The organism is Chryseobacterium sp. Leaf201 (assembly GCF_001421435.1).
Lineage (GTDB): Bacteria > Bacteroidota > Bacteroidia > Flavobacteriales > Weeksellaceae > Chryseobacterium.
Genome location: NZ_LMKA01000065.1, coordinates 21,845 through 46,030 on the forward strand (window position 1 = coordinate 21,845; position 24,186 = coordinate 46,030).

A 24,186-nucleotide genomic window follows, 5' to 3' on the forward strand; every position below is an offset into this window, starting at 1 on the left:
GGTGTTTAGATTAATCGATTGTTACATTAATTTGAATTTGATGTAAATTTGCGCCATGAAATTGTTTAAAGAAAGCAGGGCACAGGAAATTCTGGCACTGCTGTACCGGATTTTTTTAGCCTATTTTTTCTATCAGGCTGCCCGGTTTCTGTTTTGGTACTTTAACAGGGATCTGATAAAAGTTGATTCTGTCTCTGATTATTTCAGCCTTTCCTATCACGGAATCGCATTTGATACCACAGCTATTTTGTATGTCAATGCCTTGTTTATTCTGCTAAGCATCATCCCGGTTATCATCAATACAAGGAAAGGATATCAGAAATTTCTCTTCTGGCTGTATTTTATCACCAACGGAATTGCCTATGCGATGAATTTCGGGGATATGGTCTACTTCAGGTTCTCCCAGATGAGGCTGACTTCTGCAGCACTTCAGGTGGCCCGGCATGAAGATAATATTTTCAGAGTATTCACCGTTTCCATCATGCAGAATCCGTATGTTTTATTATGGTTTGCAGCACTGATGTGGCTCTGGGTCTTTCTTTACCGGAAAGTAACAATACAGGAACGGAAGCCTGTAAAATTGGTTCCGTATTTTATCTGGTCGGTAGTTGTGCTTTGCCTGACAGCTGTTTTGGCCATCGGCGGAATCCGAGGGGATTTTAAACACAGCACAAGGCCGATTAACCTCGTAGATGCCAACCGTTTCGTGAAGCTTCCTGCTCAGGGAAATATGGTGCTGAACAGTACATTTTCGTTTTTCCGGACCCTGAACACAAACAATTTTAAAGAAGTCCATTTTGTGGATGAAAAATTTATTGATGAACATATTCATCCGTATAAAATCTACAACAGAAAAGTCACCTCCAGGCCCAATGTCGTGATTTTTATTGTGGAATCGTTCGGAAGGGAATATTCAGGAGCTTTTAATAAAGATACCGCTATCAAAGATTATGTGTCTTACACACCGTTCATCGACAGCCTGGCCAGTGAAAGTCTGATTTTCCCCAATACTTTTGCCAACGGAAGACAGTCGATTCACGGGATGAGTTCTGTTTTAGCGGGAATTCCAAGCTTAACCGATGCATTCACCAGTTCACCTTATTCCAATCAGAAAATACAGTCTATTGTTTCGGTTTGTAATGAAATGGGTTACGATACCTCTTTCTATCACGGTGCTCCGAATGGTTCGATGGGCTTTCTGGGCTTCGGGAATATTTTAGGTTTTAAAAATTACTTCGGGAAAACTGAATACAGTAATGATAAAGATTTTGACGGGATGTGGGCCATCTGGGATGAGCCTTTCTTACAGTATTTAGCGAAGAATACAGGCAAAACACAGCCTTTTATGGCCACGGTTTTTACGGCTTCATCACACCATCCCTTTAAAATCCCCGAACAATACAGTGGAAAATTTAAAAAAGGGAAAAACCAGATGCATGAACCGATTCAGTATACCGATTATGCCATTAAAAAGTACTTTGAAACGGCAAAAAAGCAGCCCTGGTTTAACAATACGGTTTTTGTCTTTACGGGCGACCATACCAATGAAGTCTATTATCCGGAATATGAGAAAATAATGAACCGTTTTGCTGTTCCCCTGATATTTTATTCTCCGAATCCTGAATACCATTTAAAAGGAGTCAGCCAGGAACCTGCGCAGCAGATTGACATATATCCTACACTGGCAGACCTGATCGCGTATAACAAAAAAATAAGAAGCTGGGGGAGAAGCCTGGTGAGTGAAAAGAAATATGCTCCGGTTATTGCCAATTCAGACGGTACTGCAGAACAGTTTATCATCGGGAATTATATCTACCGTTTTGACGGGAAAGATGTGGTTGGTATTTTTGACAGGACAGATTTAGGACTGGAAAAAAACCTTTCAGATCAGCTTAAAAACAATCCTGAGGCCAAAAAAGGAAAACAGATTGCCAAAGCCTGGTACCAGGATTATATGGACCGGGTAATTAACAGGAAAATGTATTGATATCATCATCAGTATGTAAAGTATTAAATAATGAACTTATTCCTGTTAACTTCATTTAAATATACTGCATGTTTCCTCATCTATGCTTCGGATAATAAATTTTTTTGTTTATTTAAATTTAATTTATATTTTTAGCGGTAAATTGACAACAGAAATTTATTATTGAAATTAAAACGGTAAAAAATATGAAAAAATTATTATTAACATTCGTCCTGTCTTTATTCGGGGTAATGTCATTTGCTCAGATTGAAGGGAAATGGAAGACCATAGATGATGAAACCAAACAGGCTAAATCTATCGTTGAAATCTATAAGAAGGGAGACAAGTACTACGGCAAGATTTCCCAGCTGCTTATAAAGCCTGCAAGTGCTACCTGTACGGAATGTAAGGATGACAGAAAAGGAAAGCCGATCTTAGGTCTGGAAATCATCAGAGGGCTTAAAAAAGAAGGGGATGAGTTTACGGGAGGAACCATTACTGATCCTAAATCCGGTAAAACATATAAATGTACCATTACAAAAAGCGGTGATAAACTGAATGTAAGAGGATATGTAGGCGTTTCTATGTTTGGAAGATCACAAACGTGGCAGAAAGTTAATTAATTAACGTTAAATAAAATTAATCAGCGGCATTTCATTAAATGAGATGCCGTTTTTATATGTACATCATAAAAAAACACTATTTTTGTACTCTAAATTTTTCAAATAAATATGGCAGAATATACTTTTCGTGAGGTAATTGCACAGGCAATGAGCGAGGAAATGCGTAAAGACGAATCCATTTTTTTAATGGGGGAGGAAGTAGCAGAATACAATGGTGCATATAAGGCTTCAAAAGGAATGCTGGATGAGTTTGGCCCTAAAAGAATAATCGATACACCCATCGCTGAACTTGGTTTTACAGGGATTGCCGTAGGTGCTGCGATGAACGGTAACAGGCCTATTGTAGAGTATATGACATTCAACTTCTCTCTGGTGGGGATTGATCAGATTATCAATAACGCGGCTAAGATCCGTCAGATGAGCGGCGGGCAGTGGAACTGTCCTATCGTTTTCCGTGGTCCTACTGCTTCGGCAGGCCAATTGGGGGCAACACACTCCCAGGCTTTCGAAAACTGGTTTGCCAATGTTCCTGGCCTTAAAGTAGTGGTTCCGTCTAACCCGTATGATGCAAAAGGATTGCTGAAAACAGCCATTCAGGATAATGACCCGGTTATTTTTATGGAGTCTGAGCAGATGTACGGTGATAAAATGGAAATTCCTGAAGAAGAATATTACTTACCGATCGGAAAGGCGGATATCAAGAAAGAAGGAACCGATGTTACTTTGGTTTCTTTCGGGAAAATCATGAAACTGGCGATTCAGGCAGCTGAAGATATGGAGAAAGAAGGGATCTCTGTTGAGGTGATCGATCTTAGAACCGTTCGTCCTTTAGATTTTGATACCGTATTGGCATCAGTAAAGAAAACAAACAGACTGGTTATTCTGGAAGAAGCATGGCCGTTTGGTTCAGTATCTTCGGAAATCACTTATATGGTACAGCAGAAAGCATTCGATTATCTGGATGCCCCGATCAAGAGAATTACCACTCCTGATGCACCTGCACCTTACTCTGCAGCCTTGTTTGCAGAATGGTTCCCGAAACTTGAAAAAGTAAAAGAGGAGATCAAAAAAGCAATGTACGTCAAGTAATTACAATGATTATAGAGAAAAACTTCCGAAAGGAAGTTTTTTCATTTATTATATTCATGAATAAAAGTTCAGGGGGATGTAAATTTGATTTAAATTTGCGCTTTCAAAAATAAAATTAGCTATATGGCAGAAGGTATAGAAAGCGGTCATCATTTTGACATTAAGAAGCTTTCTTTCATTGGAATTTTAGTTTCTCTTGGGATTGTTTTCGGAGATATTGGTACTTCACCGCTTTATGTAATGAAAGCAATCGTCAACGCCAGAGAAAGCGGAAGCACGATGCCTTTCAACGAATATATAGAGGGGGCGCTGTCCTGTATTATCTGGACACTCACGCTCCAGACTACCATCAAATACGTTATCATTGCCCTTAGGGCGGATAACAAAGGGGAAGGTGGTATTTTAGCACTGTTTTCTTTAGTCAAGAACCTTAAAAAAGGATGGCTGTATCTTATCGCTATCGTAGGAGCGGCAGCCCTGGTTGCGGATGGTGTGATTACCCCTTCGCTTACGGTGATGTCAGCTATTGAAGGTCTGGAAATATACAATCCCCACACGCCGGTGGTACCCATTACCATTGCAATCCTGATCGTAATTTTCGTAATCCAGCAGTTCGGCACCAGTTTTATCGGGAAGTTTTTCGGCCCGGTAATGGTGATCTGGTTTCTGGTTTTAGGCGGGTTGGGCTTATCGCATCTGAGCGAGAATTTTGAGATTTTAAGGTCTTTCAATCCTTATTACGGCTATAAGCTGATTGCTGATTCACCAAGCGCTATTGTTATTCTGGGTGCTGTATTCCTTTGTACAACAGGGGCGGAAGCACTGTATTCAGACCTGGGACACTGCGGGGCAAAAAATATCAGGCTGAGCTGGGCGTTTGTCAAGATCATGCTGATTTTGAATTACCTCGGGCAGGGGGCCTGGCTGTTGACGAATTACAACAAACCCGGTTTTTCTGTGGTTAATCCTTTCTTCGGGATCATGGAAGAGTGGATGGTTATTCCGGGCGTTATTCTGGCAACCGCAGCAGCCGTCATTGCCAGTCAGGCTTTGATTACCGGTTCATTTACCATTTTCTCTGAAGCCATGTCGCTTAACCTGTGGCCGAATCAGAAAATTGATTATCCGTCAGGCGTAAAAGGGCAGATGTATATCCCGAGAATCAACTGGGGGCTTTTGCTGTTCTGCATCATAGTGGTTCTCCATTTCAGGGAATCAGGCAAAATGGAAGCTGCTTATGGTCTTTCCATAACGGTAACGATGCTGATGACCACTGTTCTCCTGGTCTTCTGGCTGTTAAAACGCAGGGTTAATAAATTGTTGATTCTCTGCTTTGCATTGGTATATATGGCAATTGAACTCGGATTCTTCAGTGCCAACATTATCAAATTCTTTGAAGGAGGCTGGATCACGGTTATCTTAGCCGGTTTCATCGGGGTGTGTATGTATGCCTGGTACAACGGAAGGTCCATTAAAACAAAATTCATTAAATTCATTAAACTGGAGAATTATATCCCGATTATAAAGGATATGAAGCTTGATGAAACCATTCCTAAATACGCAACCAACCTGGCTTATCTGAGCAGGGCAAAAAGAAATGATGAGATAGAATCAAAAATTATCTATTCCATTATTAAGAAACAGCCGAAAAGGGCAGACCATTATTTTATTCTGAGCATTACCAATCAGGAAGATCCGTACACTTTTAAATATTCGGTGGATGAGGTACTTCCGGGTACCATTTACAAGATTAATTTCATGCTTGGATTCAAAATGGACAGAAGGATCAATGACTATTTTGATATGGTATTAAGGGATTTAATGGCAGACGGAACCATTCCTTCACGAAGCAGCCACCCTTCTTTAAGAGCCCATAATATTCCGCCTGACCTGAAGTACGTTATCATAGATAATACCTATATTAACGATATACTTCTTACCGTAAAAGAGAAAATTATCCTTAATATCTATAATTTTGTTAAATATGTAGGGAGTGATGACTTCAAGGCCTGGGGGATCACTTCACATAATGTAGTGGTGGAATCTGCGCCTATGACGGAGGATTGTGTAGGGAAATCTAAAATCCAGCAGTGTGAATACATCCGTCATAACAGTTAAATTCTTTAACACTATCGCACACTACATATTTAAATAAAAATCAATAAATTTGTAGATAATTTTTTTGATGGATACGATACAAAAAGAAAAGAATATAACACTGATAAAGGACGTTTTAAGAAACTATTTATTAGAAAAAGGTTTCCGGAACACGCCCGAACGATATACGATACTGGAAGAGATTTACAGTATGGATCACCATTTTAACGTTGATGATCTGTATCTGCTGATGCTGCAGAAAAAATACCATGTTTCAAAGGCTACCATTTACAACACCATTGAGATTTTCCTTGATGCAGGGCTGATCCGTAAGCATCAGTTTGGTGAAAAAACCCTTACTTCCTCATCTTATGAGAAATCTTATTTTGATAAACAGCATGACCACCTGGTGATTTACAAGAAAGATTCGGATAAAGAAATAGAAGAGATCATTGAATTTTGTGATCCGAGGATCCAGGGAATTAAAGAAGCTATTGAAGAAGCATTCGGTGTAAAAATTGATTCCCATTCGCTGTATTTCTATGGCACAAAGAATGACTAACCGATCATCCATAAGACTGGTTTTTGTTTTATTGGTCTTTATTTCTACGTTTGCTTTTGCACAGGACAACAAAAAACCTATGCAGAAAGACCCGTATTTTACGCCTTTGGCAGTTCCTAAAAAGAATGCTCCGCCTGCAGAAAAAGTAAAGCATATCCATTCTGATGAGCTTCGGAAAGACGAAAAGTATGACGGGAACAACTACTTTTCAGGGAATGTGCAGTTTGAGCATCAGGGTTCATTATTGAATGCTGATCTCGTGATTGTTTATGAAGGCCAGAACTTCGTGAAAGCGATCGGGAATGTAAAGCTCCAGAATTCAGACGGTTCCGTTATCACAGCACAGGAAATGGAATATGATGGTAATACACAGCGTGGGATTGCCAGAAAAAATGTGGTGCTTACCGACCCGAAGGGAACCGTGATTAAAACTGAAACCATGTATTATGACAGGGTTTCCAATCAGGCGTATTACAATACCGGAGGAACCATTAATGACGGGAAAAGTACCACCTATGCAAAGGCAGCTACCTATTTCCTGACCACGCGGACCATAGACCTTACCGGAAATGTAAAAATTGAAGACAAAGACTATACGCTGGAAGGCAGGAACGTGATCCAGAACCAGAATACCAATATTGTCGATATCAACGGACCGACTACAATTACCAACAGGAAAAATCCGAAGAATTATATCTTTACCGAAAAAGGGAATTATAATATGAATTCCAAAGAAGCTTTTCTTTATAAGAATTCAAGAGTGCATTACAGTGATAAAATCCTTACCGGTGATGAAATGTACTACAATCAGCTGTCCGGCTTCGGGAAAGCCACAGGCAATGTAACACTGGATGATCCTAAAGAAAACAGATGGATAAAAGGTGGATACGGGGAGATCTTTGAGAAGAAAGACTCGGCGATGATGACCAAAAATCCGTATGCGGTAAAAGCTTTGGAAAAAGATTCGATGTATTTTGCAGCAGACAAAATTATTTCTTTCCAGAAAACAGATCCGGCAGATATTACCGTGAAGAAAAGTTTTCTCCGAGCTTTCAGAAAAGGAAGGTTTTATAAATCCAATGCCCAGGGAAGGGCAGATTCCATTGCTTTCAATGAAACAGACGGTGTCCTCCATATGTACACAGACCCTGTTCTCTGGAGCAGCGGGAAGCAGGTGACCGGTGACAAAGTGGAAGCCTATTTCAATACCCAGACAGAAAGTATCGATTCTCTGAAGGTCATAGGAAATGCTTTTGCCATCAGCAAAGTGGATTCCCTTGATATGAAAGATGAATTCAATCAGGTAAAAGGAAAACTGATGACCATTTATTATGGCGAAGACAACAATATTAGAGAAGCAAAGGTCATTGGAAATGCCCAGGCGATTACCTATTCTGACGATGTAAATACACAGACCAAAAAGAAAGAAAGGATCGGGATTTCGCTGACGTCCTGCGGGATTATTGATGCACTTTTTGAAGAAAAAGCAATTTATATTGTCGCCTGCAATATCGGTGCCACTTCAGATACGTACCCGATGAGCAAAATAGAACCTGAAAGGCGGAAATTCCCGGATTTCAACTGGAATACCAAAGACAGAATCCTGAAATGGCAGGATATCCTGGTTGATACCCCGAATTATCCGGAAATAAAATATGAATCCGATACTTCGCTGTATGATCAGGCCAAGGAAATTGTAGAAAAGGAAAAAGCAAAAGAAGAAGCCAAGAAACCCAAAAGGGTAAGGAGGTAATTTTCTTTTAAAATAAAAGCTTAAAGAAGCACAGCACTCACCATTTTCCATAAGGGAAATGGTGATTTATTTTTATAAAACCGGCTTTATGACTGCTGTTCCGGAGATTTTTTTAAAATAAAAATATTTTTTTCAAATATTTATTCAAAATAGGGTGAATGTACAAGCCTTATCACAATTGCGCTTTTAAACAGGTAAATATTCAACAGTTGTTGAATTGGCTTGTGTTATCCCTATGATAAGCTGATAATTTTTAATGAATGTGTATTTTAATTCGATTTTTTATATATATTTACATCGTAATACAATTGAAATTATATTAATATTTTGTGATTTGGTGGTGTCGCTTACAGATTTACTGTAAGCGATTTTTTTATTCTATCGGTTTAATTTCGGCGTTTGGCGAATGTTTTTTAGTTTTGCTGAAATTTTCAAAGAAAACAGGAAATGCAAAAGGACTTTTTTATATATCAGGCACAGACTACACAGTTTGCAGCAGGCTTCGAGGTGGAAAGAGCAGAAGGAAGTTATATCTATGGGACTGACGGCAGGAAATATCTCGATTTTGTGGCAGGTGTTTCAGCCAATACATTAGGCCATTCCCACCCTAAAATCGTCAGTGCGATCAAGGAACAGGCAGAAAAATACCTCCATGTAATGGTGTACGGAGAATATGCCCAGGAAAAGCCGGTTGCCTTATGTAAGCTGCTGGCTGAAGCTACTCCTGATCCTTTGGAAATTACTTATCTGGTAAACAGCGGAGCGGAAGCCATTGACGGAAGCCTGAAGCTGGCCAAAAGATATACCGGAAGAGAAGAGATCGTTTCTTTTAAAAATTCTTACCACGGAAATACGCACGGGGCATTAAGTGTTTCAGGAAATGAAAACCACAAAAGAGAATTCCGGCCGCTGCTGCCGATGGTATCTTTCATTGAGTTCAATAATGAAAAGGATTTTGATAAGATTACGGAAAGGACGGCATGTGTTATTCTGGAGACTATCCAGGGCGCAGCAGGGTTTTTAGTGCCTGCTGATGATTATTTGATCAGATTGAAAAAGAGATGCGAAGAAGTAGGGGCTTTGTTAATCTTAGATGAAATCCAGCCCGGATTCGGGAGAACCGGGAAACTTTTCTCCTTTGAGCACTTCGGAATCGTTCCCGATATCCTGGTAATGGGCAAAGGAATGGGCGGCGGCGTTCCTGTAGGTGCTTTTATGAGCTCAAAAAAAATAATGGAAACCCTGGCACATTCCCCTAAGCTGGGCCATATTACCACCTTTGGAGGCAATCCGTTAATCGCAGCTTCAAGTTATGCTACACTAAAAGAAGTTCTGGAAAGCGGACTGATGGATGAAGTGGATGAAAAAGAAAAATTATACCGTGAACTGCTGGTTCATTCCAAAATAAAAAATATCAATGGCAAAGGCCTGATGCTGGCTGTAAATCTCGGCACACCGGCGTATACTTTAGAGGTGGCAAAAAGATGTATGGAAAAAGGACTGATTGTTTTCTGGCAGCTGTACCGAAATGAATACATGAGAATTTCCCCTCCGCTTACCATTTCAAAAGAGGAGATTACAGAAGGCTGTAAGATTATTCTTGAGGTACTTAATGATTTGTAGGAAACAAAAAAAATATCTATTTTCGCACAGTTAAAAAATAATAACTCATGAAAAAAACTATTTTCGTTGCGGGATTAGGTATTGCGACCCTTTTTGCCACACAATCCTGCAGTACTTCTATTGATGATTCTTCTTTACATACCACTACTGTTTCTGAGGATAAATCCAATATTAAAAAAGCTATCGACGGTTTTTATAATAAATTGAATAAAATGGATGACGGAGCGCTTTCGGAATTCATTTTATACTCAATGTTCAATAATACGGCGCAGGAATTTGATGACAGCCACCTGAATAATGTAGTGGAAGGCTGGGAAAACCAGTTCGGTGACGCATTGATCGATAATAAGTTACAGTTCGCGAACAAATTAGGGACGTATACCTATAACAATTCCAACGGAACCTGGACGAAGACGGCCAACGCTTCAGCAGTTGTGTTAAAGTTTCCTTCTGTAGCCAACTCTTCAGTGGTAGACAGTGAACTGACAATTTCTTCCTATACGGATGTTCAGACCAGCTACAATTCTGAAACAGTTTGGTTGCCTAAGACATTCAATGTTGTATTGAAGAGATCCGGGAATACCGTTTTCAGTATGGGTCTTTCCAATGTTACTTTTGATAACAGTACTAACTTCAGTATGCCGATCAGTGCCAATATCCAGATTTTTGCAGCACCTTTAACGCAGAATATTGTATGGACAAGAAGTTCATCCAAAGATTTCCAGTTTAAATATGATAATTCAGTACCTCAGGGTTCAATAAGCGAGATTATTGCCAATGTAACGCTTAAGCACGCAGATTATGCGAATATCTCTTCCAAAGATGATTTCAAAACCATTTCAGGAACGGTAAGAGAAGGGGATCTTAAGATTGTAGCCACCATGAATGTGGAAGCACTTGCGCCTATCGCAGATCCTACCGATGCGCAGATCAATAACAACTCCAAGGCGGAAGTATTCTATCTGGGACAGAAAATTGGTGATGTAGTGTATAAAACAGTAAACGGCAGCGGAGAATTCTTTATCGTTTATTTTGACGGTTCCATGGAGAATGCAGATGTTTATGTAGGAGATTTTGAGCAGAAGATTAAAAGTATCTTTGCTGATTATTTAGACTAATTAACAGATTAACTCAAAAAAATATTCATCTCAAAGGTTCAATTGCATCTTTGAGATGTTTTTTATTATGAAACATAGTATTACCTTATTCTTTATTCTTTTCTTTTCTGCTGCATCTTTTGCACAGACAGAAAACGACAGTATGTTTGCCATCCCCCGGCATCAGGTGGGGATTAGTGTCAATAAATTCATTAAGTCTGTATTTGCTTCTGATGATAATGCAATGATTATCAATTACAGGTACAGCGGGAAAAATAAATGGTCTTACAGGACGGGGTTTGATTTTAAGAACGATGACAGTGAGGGAGGATATACACAGGTTGCCTTTAAACTGGGGATGGACAGAAACCTGAAACGATACAGGAGATGGAACTTTTATTACGGAGCAGATTATTTCTTCCGTTATTCAAATTATAAGAATATCAATAAGCCTCAGTATGATAACGGCTTGGGCATATTTTTAGGAGTCCAGTATTTTATTTCTCCGCATTTTTCTATTTCTACAGAACCGATGCTGTATTACAAATCTGTATATGTCATAGACCGTTCTACCTTCGTGAAAGACAATAAATCAAGATGGAGCGAAACCGGTTTCGGAAGAATAGGCTTTATAGAGCTTAATTTCCATTTTTAACGATTTATGCATTTTGTATAAGATTACAACTCTTCATTCTGAAGAGTTTTTTGTTTGCGGTATCCTGTTTTTTCCGATAAATTCTCCCTGAATACGTATTTAAGAATCTCTGATAAATATCATAAAGATTATCCAAAAAAATAAATACAATTTTGTGTAATAAAAAAATTAATTTATATATTGCGGGACGATAAAACAACGATTATATGGCGAAACATAAAGTCCATTACGAATTTCCAATGCACTGTTTATCAGAGATTTTATATGAATATCTGGCTACTGCGGAAGGATTGTCTGAATGGTTTGCGGATGATGTAACAGAGAAAGGAGATGATTTCTTTTTCAGCTGGGGCGGCGGTCCTGCCGAGAAAGCGACTTTGATTAGGTATAAGCCAGAAGGTTTCGTGCGTTTCAGATGGGAAGAGGATGAAGGGACCAAGAATTTTTTTGAAATGACCATCATAATCGATGATATTACAGAAGATCTGGCACTGAACATTACAGATTTCTGTGAAGAAGGGGATGAAGAGGAAAATGCCCTGTATTGGGAAAATCTTATTGAGAATCTTAGAATAAAATTAGGTGCCGCTTAAACGTAAGCTGCACTGAATGATAAAACTGATGAACGATTTATCGTTCATTATTTTTTTATAAATAAATCAGGTTAACATTGGAAAATCAATATTTCACATCAGACGAAATACATGTAAGGAACCGGGCTTTCCTCCTGGGCGATGCCGTAAAGGTTTCCTTTTTTATCAGAAATTCAGGATTGATCATGGACGAAGAATGTTATTTCTTCCTGATGGCCTCCATGAGAAAGATGAGATTGAATATTCCTTTATCCTATACACTGGAATTTTTTCAGTCGCTTTTCACACAGGAAATAATCGATAAAAAAGGAATTACCGACGGAATTATCAATTTTCAGGTTTTCCGGAATACCGACGGGATTACGTTGTCAAAATCTTCTGTTTCCTATTTCTATGAAGTGACAGAAATGGAAGATATTCTGGCCATCCATCCGCGACCCCTGGAAATGGATCTGATTAAGGAAATCAATGTTAACAACAATCTTTTAAGCAACATCAGTGTGCACAGCCCTGAAAATATTTATGGCGGAATTTATGCACAGGAAAATGACCTGGATGATGTGATCCTTCTAAACCCCAATAAACGGATTGCCCGCGCTACATCCGGTAACTTACTGTTTCTGGAAGGAAGTACCATTAAGGTTCCGAAACAGTCTGAAGGGGCCTATATTTCGCCGCTGCTGGAGAATTTCGTAACATTCCTGCACAAAAATAACCTTGCCGACATACAGGAACATGAAATTATAGCCTTTGAATCCCAGAAAGCGGAGGAAATCATGCTGGTTTCCGATGAAAAAGGAATTTTCTCTGTAGGTAAAATCAGAAATAAAACGTTTGGGAACACCCGTTTCACAGAACTGACAGAGAGCTGGAAAAACAGTTTTTCGTAAAATTGACAAACCCGGTAAATAACTTATAAGTCCTTACCGGGTTTTTATCCTGAATACATCAGAAATTGTTTGTATCAACCGCTTATTTGTACGTGTTGAAAACCTCTGTAAATTTCTGTGCGATTTCTTTCCGGCCTTTTTCACTGGTTACATATTCCCTGTCGCCGGTGTTATTCATAAAGCCGAGTTCCATAAGGACCGCAGGAGCTTTGGATTCTCTTAAAATGTGAAGGTTTTTTTCCTGGACGCTGCGGACATGAAACTTCTCAGAAATTCTTTCGGCCAGCTTTTTGGATTCCTCTGAGTTCTGGGTATAAATTTCAGGGCCGTTATCTGAAGTTTCCGGTTTAGGGCTGCTGTTGATATGTAATGAAACAACCATTTCCGGATGTAGTTTATTGATTTTGGTAATTCTTTCAGCTAAGCTTAAATCTTTGTCGGAATCCCTGGTCAGAACGATCTCAAAAGCATCCTGGTTTTCATTGTACTTTTGGATTTCCCTTGCAACCTGTAAGGTAATTTCCTTTTCAGATAATCCTTCCCGTTTCACTCCGATATCGTTTCCGCCATGTCCGGCATCAATAATAATAAGTTTTTTACTGACCGGGGTAAAAGATAAAAAGGCAGCAGAAAAAAGGCCCAGAGCAAAAAGTTTTACTGTTTTCATGTTGTTCATTTTTTAGTACAACAAATAACGGTAATTGCCGACTTAAATTAAGTTAACGAGATCTTAAAGCTTGTTAAAAGTTTAATGCTTAATCAGATGTGGATTTAGTTTAGGGAAATATCTTCAGGTGAATTGGCCCAGAGTAAATATTCACCGCCCAGGTTCTGCATAATTGATTTCCATAAGGTCTGGTCATTAGGCAGAGTATAATCCAGATTATAAACATCCACAACAGTCCATACTTTTTTCAGGATCTCATCATCAAGCTGCAGTGGAGACCAGCCGGAATATCCTGAGAATATTTTTACATCAATAATATTCAGTTCACCGCTCAGCACGGCACTGATGATATTTTCTATATCTTCCGTGAGATAGAATTCCTTATTGATTTCAGTAAATGCCTCGGTGACTTTTTTTCCTTTAACAATAAAGAAAACCTTGTCATTTTCTACAGGCCCGCCATCATATACTTCGATTTTGAAATCGAAAAAATCTTTGAACTTGCTACTCATCTGGCTGTTTTTTTTATTTAAGATCAAACCAAATGCGCCCTGTTCATTATGCTCAACAACCAATACAACCGATCTGGAAAAAATATCACCGGAAATGTCAGGTGTGGAAATTAATATTTTACCTTTGTATGAGTAATTCATACTCAAATTTAATAAAAAATATTTATGGAAAACCTGCACGATAAAAGAAAAGTGTATGATAAATCCCAACTTATTGAAAGTGAGATAAAACAAAATCCGATCGAGCAGTTCCGGGACTGGTTTATGGAGGCCGGTGAGAATCCTGATATTTATGAAGCAAATGCCATGTCGGTTTCTACCGTGGAGGAAGACGGCTGCCCGCGTACAAGGATGGTTCTGCTGAAGGCCTATACCTATGAAGGCTTTATCTTTTACACCAATTATACAAGCAAAAAAGGAAGATCAATAGAAAAAACACACAGAGCGTGCCTTCATTTTTTCTGGCCGAATTTAGAGCGGCAGATTATTATCAAGGCCAATCTCGAACGGATTGCTGAAAACCTGAGTGACGGCTATTTCCATTCCAGGCCGAAAGGCAGCCAGCTGGGTGCAGCAGTTTCCCCACAGAGTCAGGAGATTCCCGACAGGGAGTTTTTGGAGAAAAAGCTTAAACAGATGGAAGAGCAGTACGAGAATACCGAGGTTCCAAGGCCTGCAGACTGGGGCGGATATATTGCAAAACCTTATGAAATTGAATTCTGGCAGGGAAGGCCAAACCGGCTTCATGACAGGATTGTCTATCAGCTGGAAAATGATCTCGACTGGAAAATTTCCCGGCTGGCTCCTTGATTATTAAAAGATTAATAAGCTGATTATAGTATAGCTGTTAATATAATCCTTATGTACCTGATAACATAAAAAAAGGCTGTTTCAATGAAACAGCCTTTTTATAACCTTGTTGAGTGATTATTTTTTCTTTTTTCCGGCAGCAGCTGCAGGAGTGTTCGCTGAAGCAACAGCAGCAGAAAGATCTGCACCTGCCTTAAATTTGGCAACAGTTTTAGCTTCAATATTGATTGGCTTTTTAGTGGCAGGATTGATCCCCTGTCTCGCAGCTCTCTCCGCTACTGAGAACGTACCGAATCCTACTAAAGATACTTTTCCGTCTTTCTTTTTTAACGTAGTCATTACGTTATCAATAAATGATTCCAAAGCAGCTTTGGCTGCAACTTTAGATATTCCTGCATCTTTAGCGATTGCGTCGATTAATTCAGACTTGTTCATAATTTTTTTAATATTAAAGTTAGTTCGTAATTATAGCAAATATAATACTATTTTGTAAATGTGCAATTTTTATGAAAAAAAATAAATAATATTTTCGATTTTTAGCCGAATTGGTTAAAATTTGATAATTCAAAAAATAGCGAAAAATCTACGTTACCGGTCACTAAAATCATGCCAAATGCTTATGTGTATTGACTTTAGCAATAAATGTAAATTATTTCTTACATTTATTAAATCCTGAATTTTGTATTATTTATTAACAGTTATTGCAATATATTATAAATTCAGTAATCAAAGTCTTTAAATATTGGGTTTAAGGTAATTAAACAGCTGTGTTTCTGTGAGTTTTAAATTTATGGCAAAAGTCTGTTTTATAAATTTTTATTAATAAATTTGCACCATGTTAATAGAAGTTTTCAAGTCTAAGATTCACAGGGTGAGAGTTACAGCTTCTGACCTTAATTATATTGGAAGTATAACGATAGATGAAGACCTGATTGATGCTGCCGGTCTGGTAGTGGGAGAAAGGGTATATATCGTGAATGTAAATAACGGAGAGCGCTTTGACACCTACGTGATCAAAGGGAAAAGAAAATCCGGGGAAGTCTGCCTGAACGGGCCGGCTGCCAGAAAAGTGCAGAGAGATGACATTATTATAGTAATTGCGTACGCCCAGATGACCCCTGAAGAAGCGCAGAACTTTCAGCCTAAAATCGTCTTCCCGGACGAAAGAACCAATCTTCTTACATAATCCAATGGAGAAGAAGAAAAATAACCCTTTAAAACAAATTCTTACAATAGTAATATCGCTTGCTTTTGCAGGCTTTTTTTTATGGCTGGCGCTGAAGGATTTTGATTACGCGTCTTTTAAAAAATCCATCTCCAAAGCAAATTACTGGTGGGTATTGCTCGCTGCCTGTTTTGGTATCTCGGCCTACTGGTTCAGGGCCATCCGCTGGAACCTGATGCTGGAGCCGATGGGACATCAGATTTCCAATTCCAATTCACTGTGGTCTATATCTTTCGGATATTTAATGAACCTTACCATTCCCAGAAGCGGGGAAGTGGCGCGGGCTACAGCTTTGTACGGCGTTGAGAAAGTGCCTGTTGACCAATCTTTCGGGACTATTATTCTGGAGCGGGTAGTGGATTTAATGTGTATGATTGTCTTTTTGGGACTGACCATCATCTTTAAAGGAGATATCATCTATTCTTTTTATAAAAATTCCGGAATCAATTTTAATACAAATAAAATCCTTATTGTTCTTTTGGTTTTAATTGCCGGCGCTGTTTTATTTTTTTCATTTAAGAAAAAGCTGGCTAAAGTACCGGTTCTGGATAAAATTATCAGCTTTATTGATGGAATCCTTCAGGGCTTAACCTCAATATTCAAACTAAAGCAGAAAGTAAAATTCATTCTGTACACAGCAGGAATCTGGATTTCCTATTATTTTGCAGCTTATCTGGTATGCTTTGCCTTGCCTGAAACGTCAGGTTTTACATTTGATGACGGCTTTTTTATCCTTGTGGTCGGGACTTTGGGAATGATTGTGCCTGCCAGCGGCGGAATCGGGGCTTTTAACCTGGCGATGAAATACGGCTTTATGGCCCTGTTTATTTCTATGGGGAAAAGCGGTGAACTGGGTGGTGAAACAGGGCTTACCTATTCATTCATATCCTTGCCGCTGCAGATCATCATCATGCTTACCATGGGGCTGATTTCTATCCCTATGCTGGCGAAATCAAGAAACAGCAGGATTTCAGAAGAGTAAAACAATACAAAGATTCTTAATTAAATCTGTTACAATACATCCGGTCATCAATGGCCGGATTTTTTATGGCTGCAATTCTGTGCCAATCATCAATATCTCTCAATCTCAGCATGACAATTTACATCATTATTCCGGATAAAATATGTTGGAAAATTTGTAAAACCGCCCTAACTTAGAGGAAGCAATACAATACACCACATTATTATGGCAATTAATTTACAGAAAGGGCAAAGAATAGAAATCGGATTTACAAAAATGACCATCGGCCTCGGCTGGGATCCGAATGAAGGAATGGGCTATGATTTTGACCTTGATGCTTCTGCAATTATGATTGACGGAGACCGCAAGCTGGTGAGTGAAGACTATTTTGTTTTTTATAATAATTTAAATTCTCCGGACGGAGCGCTTATCCATACCGGTGATGACCCGAGCGGTAAAAACAGCGATGGCGATGATGATGAAGCCATTATTGTGGATCTTGATAAAGTAGATGAAAGGGTAACGGAAATCCTTTTCGTGGTAACTATTGAAGATTATGAGAGAAGAAAGCAGAATTTCGGGCAGGTAAGAAATTCATACATCCGGATTATCGACAATATGAGCCATCAGGAAATTGCAAAATATGAGCTGGATGAAGATTTCTCCATTGAGACAGGCGTGGAATTCGGGAGGTTATATAAAAAGAACGGCAGCTGGAAATTTGAGGCGTCCGGAATCGGTTACCGTGCAGACCTGGCATTCTTTCTTGAAAAATATTACAAAGGCCAGATCATCAAATAAAATCGGCCAATCTAATGTCTTTATGACGGTGATGTAGATTCACGTTATCAGTGAAAATTAATCAGGCTGATGATTTTATCAGTATTCAATGCCTTATGTAACGTGAACTGAAAAGAATCTGCTTATTTGTCACTGTGAAGCTTAATAACAGAGCCTTTATAGAACCGGGTGCCGTCAAATAAATTCTTGAAATAATCATACAGATCCCCGGAGACAGCCTGTTCCGGATTTTTCCCGTAATATTCATTTTCAGCAAGGGAATATATTTTTGCGTGTTCAGATTTCAGCGTGTCAAACAGGTAATCTTCCTCTGTTTTTTCTCTGTTTACCAAACCGGTGAAAAAGATTCCGTAAACTAAAAACCGGTTAAAGTTTTCTGAATCTGTACGATGGCTGATCCTGATCTGTGCATGTTTTTCATAATCCGAAAGTACCTGCCTGAAATGTTCTGTGTGCGGAGAAGAGGTGATTTCATAAAAAAGGTCGATTCCGTGTACGAAAAGCTGGGTTTTCATTTCTTCAGGATCTGAAGCATGCTTTGCGTTGAACCAGCTGACAATACCCAGAAGCTCTTCCCCTGAAAGGCCCTCAACATCTTCCTGTACTTTTTTACGGATAAGCTCCAGGCTCGTCTTTTTATCTTCTTCAAGAAATTCCAGTACCTGCTCCTCTTCACGGCAGAGCTTGTTATACAGATTGATCTTTGCGGCAACAGGATTGATTTTTATGAAGTAAAGCTTTTCTGCCATAGTATTGTGAACGCCTCGGTTGTTGATATTGTCCATACTAAGTTAGCAAAAAAATTAACATAAAGGGATATAATTACTTTACTGTGTAATTTTTAATTAAATCGGTGCAGAAAATTAAATCAATCCTGCCAAAACTGCATTTTATTTATAGCTTGTGATGCTTTACGGTCAATTGAATGATGGTAATCAATTACCTAATGCGAATTAGGGTCAAAGTAAGCTTTGAAAGTCAGCGGGTCTTCCGTTTTGTCTTCAGCCGTTTCCAGGTATTCATGGTATTCTTCCGGGTGCTTTTCCATATAAACCATAACGATGGACAGGTTAATGAACAGGTTTTTGTCTTCAGAGCCCAGGTTAAGTGCCTTCTCTAAATATTCCAGCGCCGTTTCGTTTTCTCCCATATCCGAATAAATTGCCCCGATATTGATTAAAGCTGAAGTATTCTGAGGCTCGATCAATAAAATTTCATCCAGTTCCTTAATCAGAAGATCATTGATTTCATCCCAATGGTCTTCATTGTCCCATCTTTTTGCCTGGAGTTTTTTTACGTTTTCTAATCGCTGGATAATATTATTCATAATGCAAAATTACGGAATTGTAAATACTTATATTCAGGCTTGATAAGCTTATTTCAATGTAGTTCTCTTCGAAAATAAGACGATGGCCGATACTAACCCTAAGATAACTAAGATCATCATGACCAAGCTTGTTATAAAATTGTAAAATAAAGAGCCCTGAAAGCAAAATAGATCTGTAGACAGGAACAGTTTGCTTTTCTCCTGATTTTCCGTATTGTAGAAAACGACAAAATCTTTCTTTTCGATTTTCTCTGAAACCGCTTTTGAAAATTCATTAATAAGTACATCACGATCCTGCCTATTCCAGAAAGGATAATATCTTTTTAAAGCTTCGGATTCTGTTTTCCTGTACAATGTTTTGTCCGGTTGATAGATATAAGAAACATCAGTGTAGGAATTTCCCATCCTTTTGTAACCGCTGTCCCAGAAAGGAAGTGCTTTTATTTCTTTGGCATCAATTGCTTTCCAGTTCCAATGGGATATTTTGAATTCCTCAATTCTGAGAAAGGGAGAAAGAGACATTACGGTAATAAGCACCAGATACACGGCACTTAAAATTATTGAAAAATCTCTGATTACATTACGGAAGCCGGTTTTCAAATGTCTTAAATTCTTAAAACTAACAGCAACGGTTATACAAAAAGCATATAAAAAATAGGACACAGGGTTTTCTATAAATACACAAAAGACCACTAAACCGGCAATACATACAAAACCTAAAAATGTAAAAAAAGTATCTGTGAAATTTTTAAATTTTTTAATCGTAGTATTAATGCTTGAAACATAAAATTACATACTCCATACGCTCCATTTGGATTGGATGACAGAAGGGTTCGCTTCTTTTATTTTATGATAAAAGGAGAGAAAATTCTTGTTCCAGACGGAATAATTATGAGCAAAGCTGAAAACTACCTCGTCACCCTCATCATTGATCTTAACCTGCCAGATCCTGCTGTTGTTAATCTGATAAGAGGTTTTGCTGAGCTCCGTAATATCTCTCAGGCTGAACTTTGCGGTCTGGTTATTCTTATTGACAGCATAAAAAAAGTGATTGTCAAAATAAAAATCATCCTCAGAAATTATCTTTTTTTCAAGACCGAATAAAAACGGCCTCCCTGAAATCTTATTCAGACCTTCAGGATTTGAACTGCTGTATGTTACATTTTGATTTTTCGATAGAGCGGCAAAGTATTTCCTGTAAATTTCACGGATAATCAAAACTCCTAAAATCAAACCTGAAATGGTGATGACAATAATATAAGCATCACTGTTCTGTGGCATAGCCAAAGTATACGCTGTAATGAACAATGCATACAGCAATACAATTAAAATAATTCTTTTGACCATTTCATAATTTATAATTCTTAATACAAAAGATATCCCAGATGTAACATCAAGCTTATTTATTATAGACTTATTCTTAAAACAAGTATAAAAAAGCTTCCGGATTTTCCGGAAGCTAATTAATTTACCCAAACGCCCTCTTCAGCAGACTCTCCACTTTCGGTTCGCTTCCCCTGAAACTTTTATACAGCTCCATCGGGTCTTTAGTGCCGCCGGAAGAAAGAAGGACTTTGTATTTTGTGGCAATTTCAGGATTGAAAATTCCGTTTTCCTTAAAATACTGAAACGCATCGGCATCCAGAACTTCCGCCCATTTGTAAGAATAATATCCGGCAGAATATCCGCCCTGGAAAATATGGGAAAAACTCGGGCTCATGGCCGTTTCGGCATTAGTAGGATATAATTGGGTCTCTTTGGTATAATCATCTTCAAACTCTTTTACCGTCTTATTCTGCAGTTCTTCAACTTTCGTATGGTAATTCATGTCCAGCAATCCGAAACCGATCTGTCTTAAAGTCTGGTAGCCTTCCATAAAGTTTTTGGACTGGGCAATTTTCTCAATTTTTTCGTCCGGTAAAACGTCTCCTGTTTTATAATGTCTGGCGAATGTTTTCAGGAATTCCGGTTCGTAACAGAAGTTTTCCAGGAACTGGGAAGGCAATTCCACAAAATCCCATTTCACGGAAGTTCCGGAAAGGGTAGGATACTGCGTATCTGCAAGCATACCGTGAAGCGCATGCCCGAATTCATGGAACAGGGTGGTTACCTCCTGGAAGGTGAGTAAGCTCGGTGTATCTTTGGTCGGCTTGCTGAAATTGCAGACAATGGAAATATGCGGCCGGGAATTTTCACCTGCCGTTGTATACTGGCTTTTGTAGCTCGTCATCCACGCGCCGGCTCTTTTGCCTTTCCTTGGGAAATAATCCACGTACAGTAAAGACTTGAAGGTTTTTTCAGAGTAGTCACTTCCATCCTCCGGCTTTTCGCTTCCCGCCTCAAAAACCTCATACACTTTCACATCTTCATGGTATTTCGGAATATCGTTTCTTTCCTCAAAAGTTAACCCGAATAATGTATTTGCCAAACCGAAAACCGCATCCTGAACCTGGTTCAAAGGGAAATAAGGTTTTAATTCCTCATCATTCAAGTCATACTTTGCTTTACGGAGTTTTTCGGCATAGAAAGCATGGTCATATCCCTGCATTTCATCAATTCCGTCGGCTTTTGCCAAAGATTTCAATTCCTCGACCTCTTTCTCGGCATAAGGTTTTGCTTTGGTCAGCAACTCATTTAAAAAATCGATCACTTTTGCAGGAGACTTGGCCATTCTTTCTTCTAAAACATAATCTGCATAGTTTTTATAACCCAACAATTCGGCTTTCTGCTGTTTTAGCTGAAGCAGTTCTTTGATGAGGTTCTGATTGTCGAACTCACCGCCGTCAAAAGATTTTCTGCCGTTGGCCAGTGTCAGTTCCTTTCTCAGTTCACGGTTTTCAGCGTAAGTCATAAAAGGGATGTAGCTCGGGTACTGTAAAGTTACCACCCAGCCTTCCAGATTCCTTTCTTTGGCTTCCTCGGCATACTGTTCCAGAATAGCTTCGGGAATTCCTGCCAGGTCTTCTTTATTGGTAATGTGCCTGAAATAATTATTGGTTGAAGCCAGTACATTCTGCCCGAACTGAAGCGATTTTAAAGATAAATCCATACTGATTTTCTTTAATTTTTCTTTATCTTCTTCATTCAGTAAAGCACCGCTTCTTACAAAGCCTTTGTAGGTTTCGTTTAAAAGCATCCGTTGCTCTTCATTCAGGTCATACTGATCTTTCTGGTCATACACTTTTTTGATTTTATTAAAAAGAGCTTCGTTCTGAGCGATTTTTGATGAATATTCCGTTAAAATCGGAGACACTTCCTGGGCAATCTGCTGAAGCTCGTCACTGGTTTCTGCCGAATTCAGATTGAAAAAAATATTGGATGCCCGGTCCAGTTGTTCTCCTGAATAGGCCAGTGCTTCGATAACATTTTCAAAGGTCGGTTCTTCCGGATTGCTGATGATTGCAGTGATTTCTTCCTCGGATTTTTGAATTAATTCCTTAAAAGCAGGAAGATAATCTTCATTTTTTATCGAGTTGAATGGCGCAGCATGATATGGTGTGTTGAATTTTTCCGTTAAAATATTCATATTCTAATTTTTTAATTGTTGTAAATGTAATAAATCGGGATGATCCGACAGCTCAATGGCTCAAAAATAATGCCCCGGCCGGCAGATGTGACAAAATGATGTGTCATGATAAATCCTGTCATAAGAAAAGTAAAATTCCGCTTCAAATAATTAATTTTGGAGGCAAGGCAGTATAATAAAATCCTGTCATGAAAGTTTAACATAAAAACAATATAACCTATGAAAACAATCTTCAAAATCTTTGGTGTCTTTATCCTTTTGATTATGGCGTATGCCATAATAGCCATGCTGGCTTTCAGTAATAATTATCACTATGAAAAATCTGTGGTTGTTAATGCTCCCAAAGAAAAAGTCTGGCAGCAGGTAAATTCAATGAAGGCTTTTAACCAATGGAATCCCTGGATGAAGCTGGATAAGGAGATGGAAATCACGTATACCGGGAATTCCGGGCAGGTGGGCGATAAGTACTGTTGGGAAAGCAAAAATGATGATGCCGGAGCGGGCTGTCATGAAATTAAGGAGCTGACCGCCAATGAAAGTCAGAAAACAGAAATGACCTTTATCAAGCCTTTTGAAGGAGAAGCTGTTTCTGAAATTATTTTATCTCCGCAGGGAAATGCTACAAAAGTAACCTGGACTATGGATACCGAACAGGATGCCATGATGAAAATAATGCGGCCGCTGATGGACTACCAGATGGGGAAATCTTACGGAGAAGGCCTCAGCAACCTGAAAGTATTGGTTGAGAAATAATAAAGCCCTGTACAGGTACAAGGCTTGTTAAGTTTAGTATTTTTCACCGATCTCGTTGATTGAACTGTAGTTTCCTTCTCCTTTCGGATTTGGTCCGTATCTATTCGGGCCGTAATCGCTGTCGCCAAACAGCATCCAGAGTCCGTAAAAAGGAATGATCTGAAACCATCCGGAATTTCCGCGGTCATGACATCTTTTTGCCGCCTGTGCCAGATTAAACCATATAAAAGGAATCAGTAAAATAACGAATATGATCATGAGGATTCCGGAAGGGTCGTCATAGTTCCTCAGATAGAAATTAGAAGGCAGGTAAAACGCTAAATAAATTAAGTATGACAATCCATACTCGGTTCTTCTTATTCTTCCTTCAAATGAAAATGGGTTTTTAAACATGGCTGGGTTTAGTTTTTAATAGGCGGCAAATGTAAAAAATATTTTAATATTTTAAAAACTCCTATAAAATTTATTTCACCGAATAATTCCTGTAGATAACAGAGATTATGAAGGTTTTGATGTGCATTTAAATCTGCTGAACAATCAGCTTTAAAAGTTTTCCCAAACGGTTAAGAACTGAAATTTATCCTGTCTTTCGGGAAAATTGCAAAGCATTATTTTATGCTGAGCCAAATAAATATTATTTAAAAAATATTATCTTT

25 protein-coding genes are annotated in these 24,186 nt (G+C 38.7%); 16 read left to right on the forward strand and 9 right to left on the reverse strand.

Annotated elements, in window-relative coordinates; genetic code table 11:
• Positions 1–55 precede the first annotated feature (55 nt).
• From ASE55_RS08460 to ASE55_RS08510, 11 genes are all read left to right on the forward strand, one after another.
• Entirely contained in the window at positions 56–1,987 is a 1,932-nt protein-coding gene (locus ASE55_RS08460) for an LTA synthase family protein (protein WP_056217867.1), read from the forward strand.
• A gap of 185 nt (positions 1,988–2,172) precedes the next feature.
• Positions 2,173–2,589, forward strand: a complete 417-nt coding sequence (locus ASE55_RS08465; protein WP_056217870.1) for a DUF2147 domain-containing protein — start codon at positions 2,173–2,175, stop codon at positions 2,587–2,589.
• Positions 2,590–2,697: 108 nt separating this feature from the next.
• Positions 2,698–3,678 carry a pyruvate dehydrogenase complex E1 component subunit beta gene (locus ASE55_RS08470; RefSeq protein ID WP_056217872.1) on the forward strand — a complete coding sequence of 327 codons (981 nt, stop codon included), beginning with the start codon at positions 2,698–2,700 and terminating at the stop codon, positions 3,676–3,678.
• 123 nt (positions 3,679–3,801) lie between these two features.
• A complete protein-coding gene (locus ASE55_RS08475) occupies positions 3,802–5,796 on the forward strand; it encodes a KUP/HAK/KT family potassium transporter (protein WP_056217876.1) in 1,995 nt (664 codons plus the stop codon).
• 67 nt (positions 5,797–5,863) lie between these two features.
• Positions 5,864–6,337, forward strand: a complete 474-nt coding sequence (locus ASE55_RS08480; protein ID WP_056217878.1) for a Fur family transcriptional regulator — start codon at positions 5,864–5,866, stop codon at positions 6,335–6,337.
• Positions 6,330–8,090: an OstA-like protein gene (locus tag ASE55_RS08485; RefSeq protein WP_056217881.1), complete on the forward strand. Its 1,761-nt coding sequence runs from the start codon at positions 6,330–6,332 to the stop codon at positions 8,088–8,090. The genes ASE55_RS08480 and ASE55_RS08485 overlap by 8 nt, the downstream gene beginning before the upstream one ends.
• A gap of 447 nt (positions 8,091–8,537) precedes the next feature.
• Positions 8,538–9,713: an aspartate aminotransferase family protein gene (locus tag ASE55_RS08490; RefSeq protein WP_056217883.1), complete on the forward strand. Its 1,176-nt coding sequence runs from the start codon at positions 8,538–8,540 to the stop codon at positions 9,711–9,713.
• 47 nt (positions 9,714–9,760) lie between these two features.
• Positions 9,761–10,831: a hypothetical protein gene (locus tag ASE55_RS08495; protein WP_056217886.1), complete on the forward strand. Its 1,071-nt coding sequence runs from the start codon at positions 9,761–9,763 to the stop codon at positions 10,829–10,831.
• 67 nt (positions 10,832–10,898) lie between these two features.
• The gene (locus ASE55_RS08500) at positions 10,899–11,465 is read left to right on the forward strand and encodes an outer membrane beta-barrel protein (RefSeq protein ID WP_056217889.1); all 567 of its coding nucleotides are present in this window, start codon (positions 10,899–10,901) and stop codon (positions 11,463–11,465) included.
• Between the two features lie 206 nt (positions 11,466–11,671).
• Entirely contained in the window at positions 11,672–12,058 is a 387-nt protein-coding gene (locus ASE55_RS08505; RefSeq protein ID WP_056217893.1) for an START-like domain-containing protein, read from the forward strand.
• A 77-nt stretch (positions 12,059–12,135) separates the two neighbouring features.
• A complete protein-coding gene (locus ASE55_RS08510) occupies positions 12,136–12,948 on the forward strand; it encodes an aminotransferase class IV (protein WP_056217896.1) in 813 nt (270 codons plus the stop codon).
• Between the two features lie 82 nt (positions 12,949–13,030).
• On the opposite strand, the gene ASE55_RS08515 is transcribed toward ASE55_RS08510, so the two are convergent.
• Together ASE55_RS08515 and ASE55_RS08520 are read right to left on the reverse strand one after the other, a co-directional pair.
• Positions 13,031–13,615: an N-acetylmuramoyl-L-alanine amidase gene (locus ASE55_RS08515; protein ID WP_056217937.1), complete on the reverse strand. Its 585-nt coding sequence runs from the start codon at positions 13,613–13,615 to the stop codon at positions 13,031–13,033.
• A gap of 104 nt (positions 13,616–13,719) precedes the next feature.
• Positions 13,720–14,268, reverse strand: a complete 549-nt coding sequence (locus tag ASE55_RS08520; RefSeq protein WP_056217899.1) for a YqgE/AlgH family protein — start codon at positions 14,266–14,268, stop codon at positions 13,720–13,722.
• 24 nt (positions 14,269–14,292) lie between these two features.
• Between ASE55_RS08520 and pdxH the strand changes: the two genes are divergently transcribed.
• Positions 14,293–14,937, forward strand: a complete 645-nt coding sequence (gene pdxH / locus ASE55_RS08525) for a pyridoxamine 5'-phosphate oxidase (RefSeq protein ID WP_056217901.1) — start codon at positions 14,293–14,295, stop codon at positions 14,935–14,937.
• Positions 14,938–15,054: 117 nt separating this feature from the next.
• Here pdxH and ASE55_RS08530 read toward each other — a convergent pair whose 3' ends face one another.
• Positions 15,055–15,372, reverse strand: a complete 318-nt coding sequence (locus tag ASE55_RS08530) for an HU family DNA-binding protein (RefSeq protein WP_056217904.1) — start codon at positions 15,370–15,372, stop codon at positions 15,055–15,057.
• A 400-nt stretch (positions 15,373–15,772) separates the two neighbouring features.
• Here ASE55_RS08530 and panD point away from each other — a divergent pair, with 400 nt between their 5' ends.
• The 3 genes from panD (at position 15,773) to ASE55_RS08545 (ending at position 17,924) form a co-directional block, all read left to right on the forward strand.
• Positions 15,773–16,123, forward strand: coding sequence for an aspartate 1-decarboxylase (panD, locus tag ASE55_RS08535; RefSeq protein WP_056217906.1), 351 nt, complete (start codon positions 15,773–15,775; stop codon positions 16,121–16,123).
• A gap of 4 nt (positions 16,124–16,127) precedes the next feature.
• The gene (locus ASE55_RS08540) at positions 16,128–17,144 is read left to right on the forward strand and encodes a lysylphosphatidylglycerol synthase transmembrane domain-containing protein (RefSeq protein ID WP_056217908.1); all 1,017 of its coding nucleotides are present in this window, start codon (positions 16,128–16,130) and stop codon (positions 17,142–17,144) included.
• A 204-nt stretch (positions 17,145–17,348) separates the two neighbouring features.
• A complete protein-coding gene (locus tag ASE55_RS08545) occupies positions 17,349–17,924 on the forward strand; it encodes a TerD family protein (protein WP_056217910.1) in 576 nt (191 codons plus the stop codon).
• 122 nt (positions 17,925–18,046) lie between these two features.
• On the opposite strand, the gene ASE55_RS08550 is transcribed toward ASE55_RS08545, so the two are convergent.
• From ASE55_RS08550 to ASE55_RS08570, 5 genes are all read right to left on the reverse strand, one after another.
• The gene (locus ASE55_RS08550; RefSeq protein WP_238585024.1) at positions 18,047–18,709 is read right to left on the reverse strand and encodes a hypothetical protein; all 663 of its coding nucleotides are present in this window, start codon (positions 18,707–18,709) and stop codon (positions 18,047–18,049) included.
• Between the two features lie 158 nt (positions 18,710–18,867).
• A complete protein-coding gene (locus ASE55_RS08555) occupies positions 18,868–19,251 on the reverse strand; it encodes a tetratricopeptide repeat protein (RefSeq protein ID WP_056217913.1) in 384 nt (127 codons plus the stop codon).
• Between the two features lie 48 nt (positions 19,252–19,299).
• Positions 19,300–19,851 carry a hypothetical protein gene (locus tag ASE55_RS08560; RefSeq protein WP_056217915.1) on the reverse strand — a complete coding sequence of 184 codons (552 nt, stop codon included), beginning with the start codon at positions 19,849–19,851 and terminating at the stop codon, positions 19,300–19,302.
• Positions 19,852–20,040: 189 nt separating this feature from the next.
• Positions 20,041–20,598, reverse strand: a complete 558-nt coding sequence (locus ASE55_RS08565) for a hypothetical protein (protein ID WP_056217918.1) — start codon at positions 20,596–20,598, stop codon at positions 20,041–20,043.
• Positions 20,599–20,719: 121 nt separating this feature from the next.
• Positions 20,720–22,777 (reverse strand): M3 family metallopeptidase, encoded by a 2,058-nt coding sequence (locus ASE55_RS08570; protein WP_056217923.1) that lies wholly within the window; start codon positions 22,775–22,777, stop codon positions 20,720–20,722.
• A gap of 219 nt (positions 22,778–22,996) precedes the next feature.
• On the opposite strand from ASE55_RS08570, the gene ASE55_RS08580 reads away from it, so the two are divergent.
• Entirely contained in the window at positions 22,997–23,530 is a 534-nt protein-coding gene (locus tag ASE55_RS08580; RefSeq protein ID WP_128414531.1) for an SRPBCC family protein, read from the forward strand.
• Positions 23,531–23,563: 33 nt separating this feature from the next.
• Here ASE55_RS08580 and ASE55_RS08585 read toward each other — a convergent pair whose 3' ends face one another.
• Positions 23,564–23,923, reverse strand: coding sequence for a DUF805 domain-containing protein (locus ASE55_RS08585; RefSeq protein WP_056217931.1), 360 nt, complete (start codon positions 23,921–23,923; stop codon positions 23,564–23,566).
• Between the last annotated feature and the right edge of the window lie 263 nt (positions 23,924–24,186).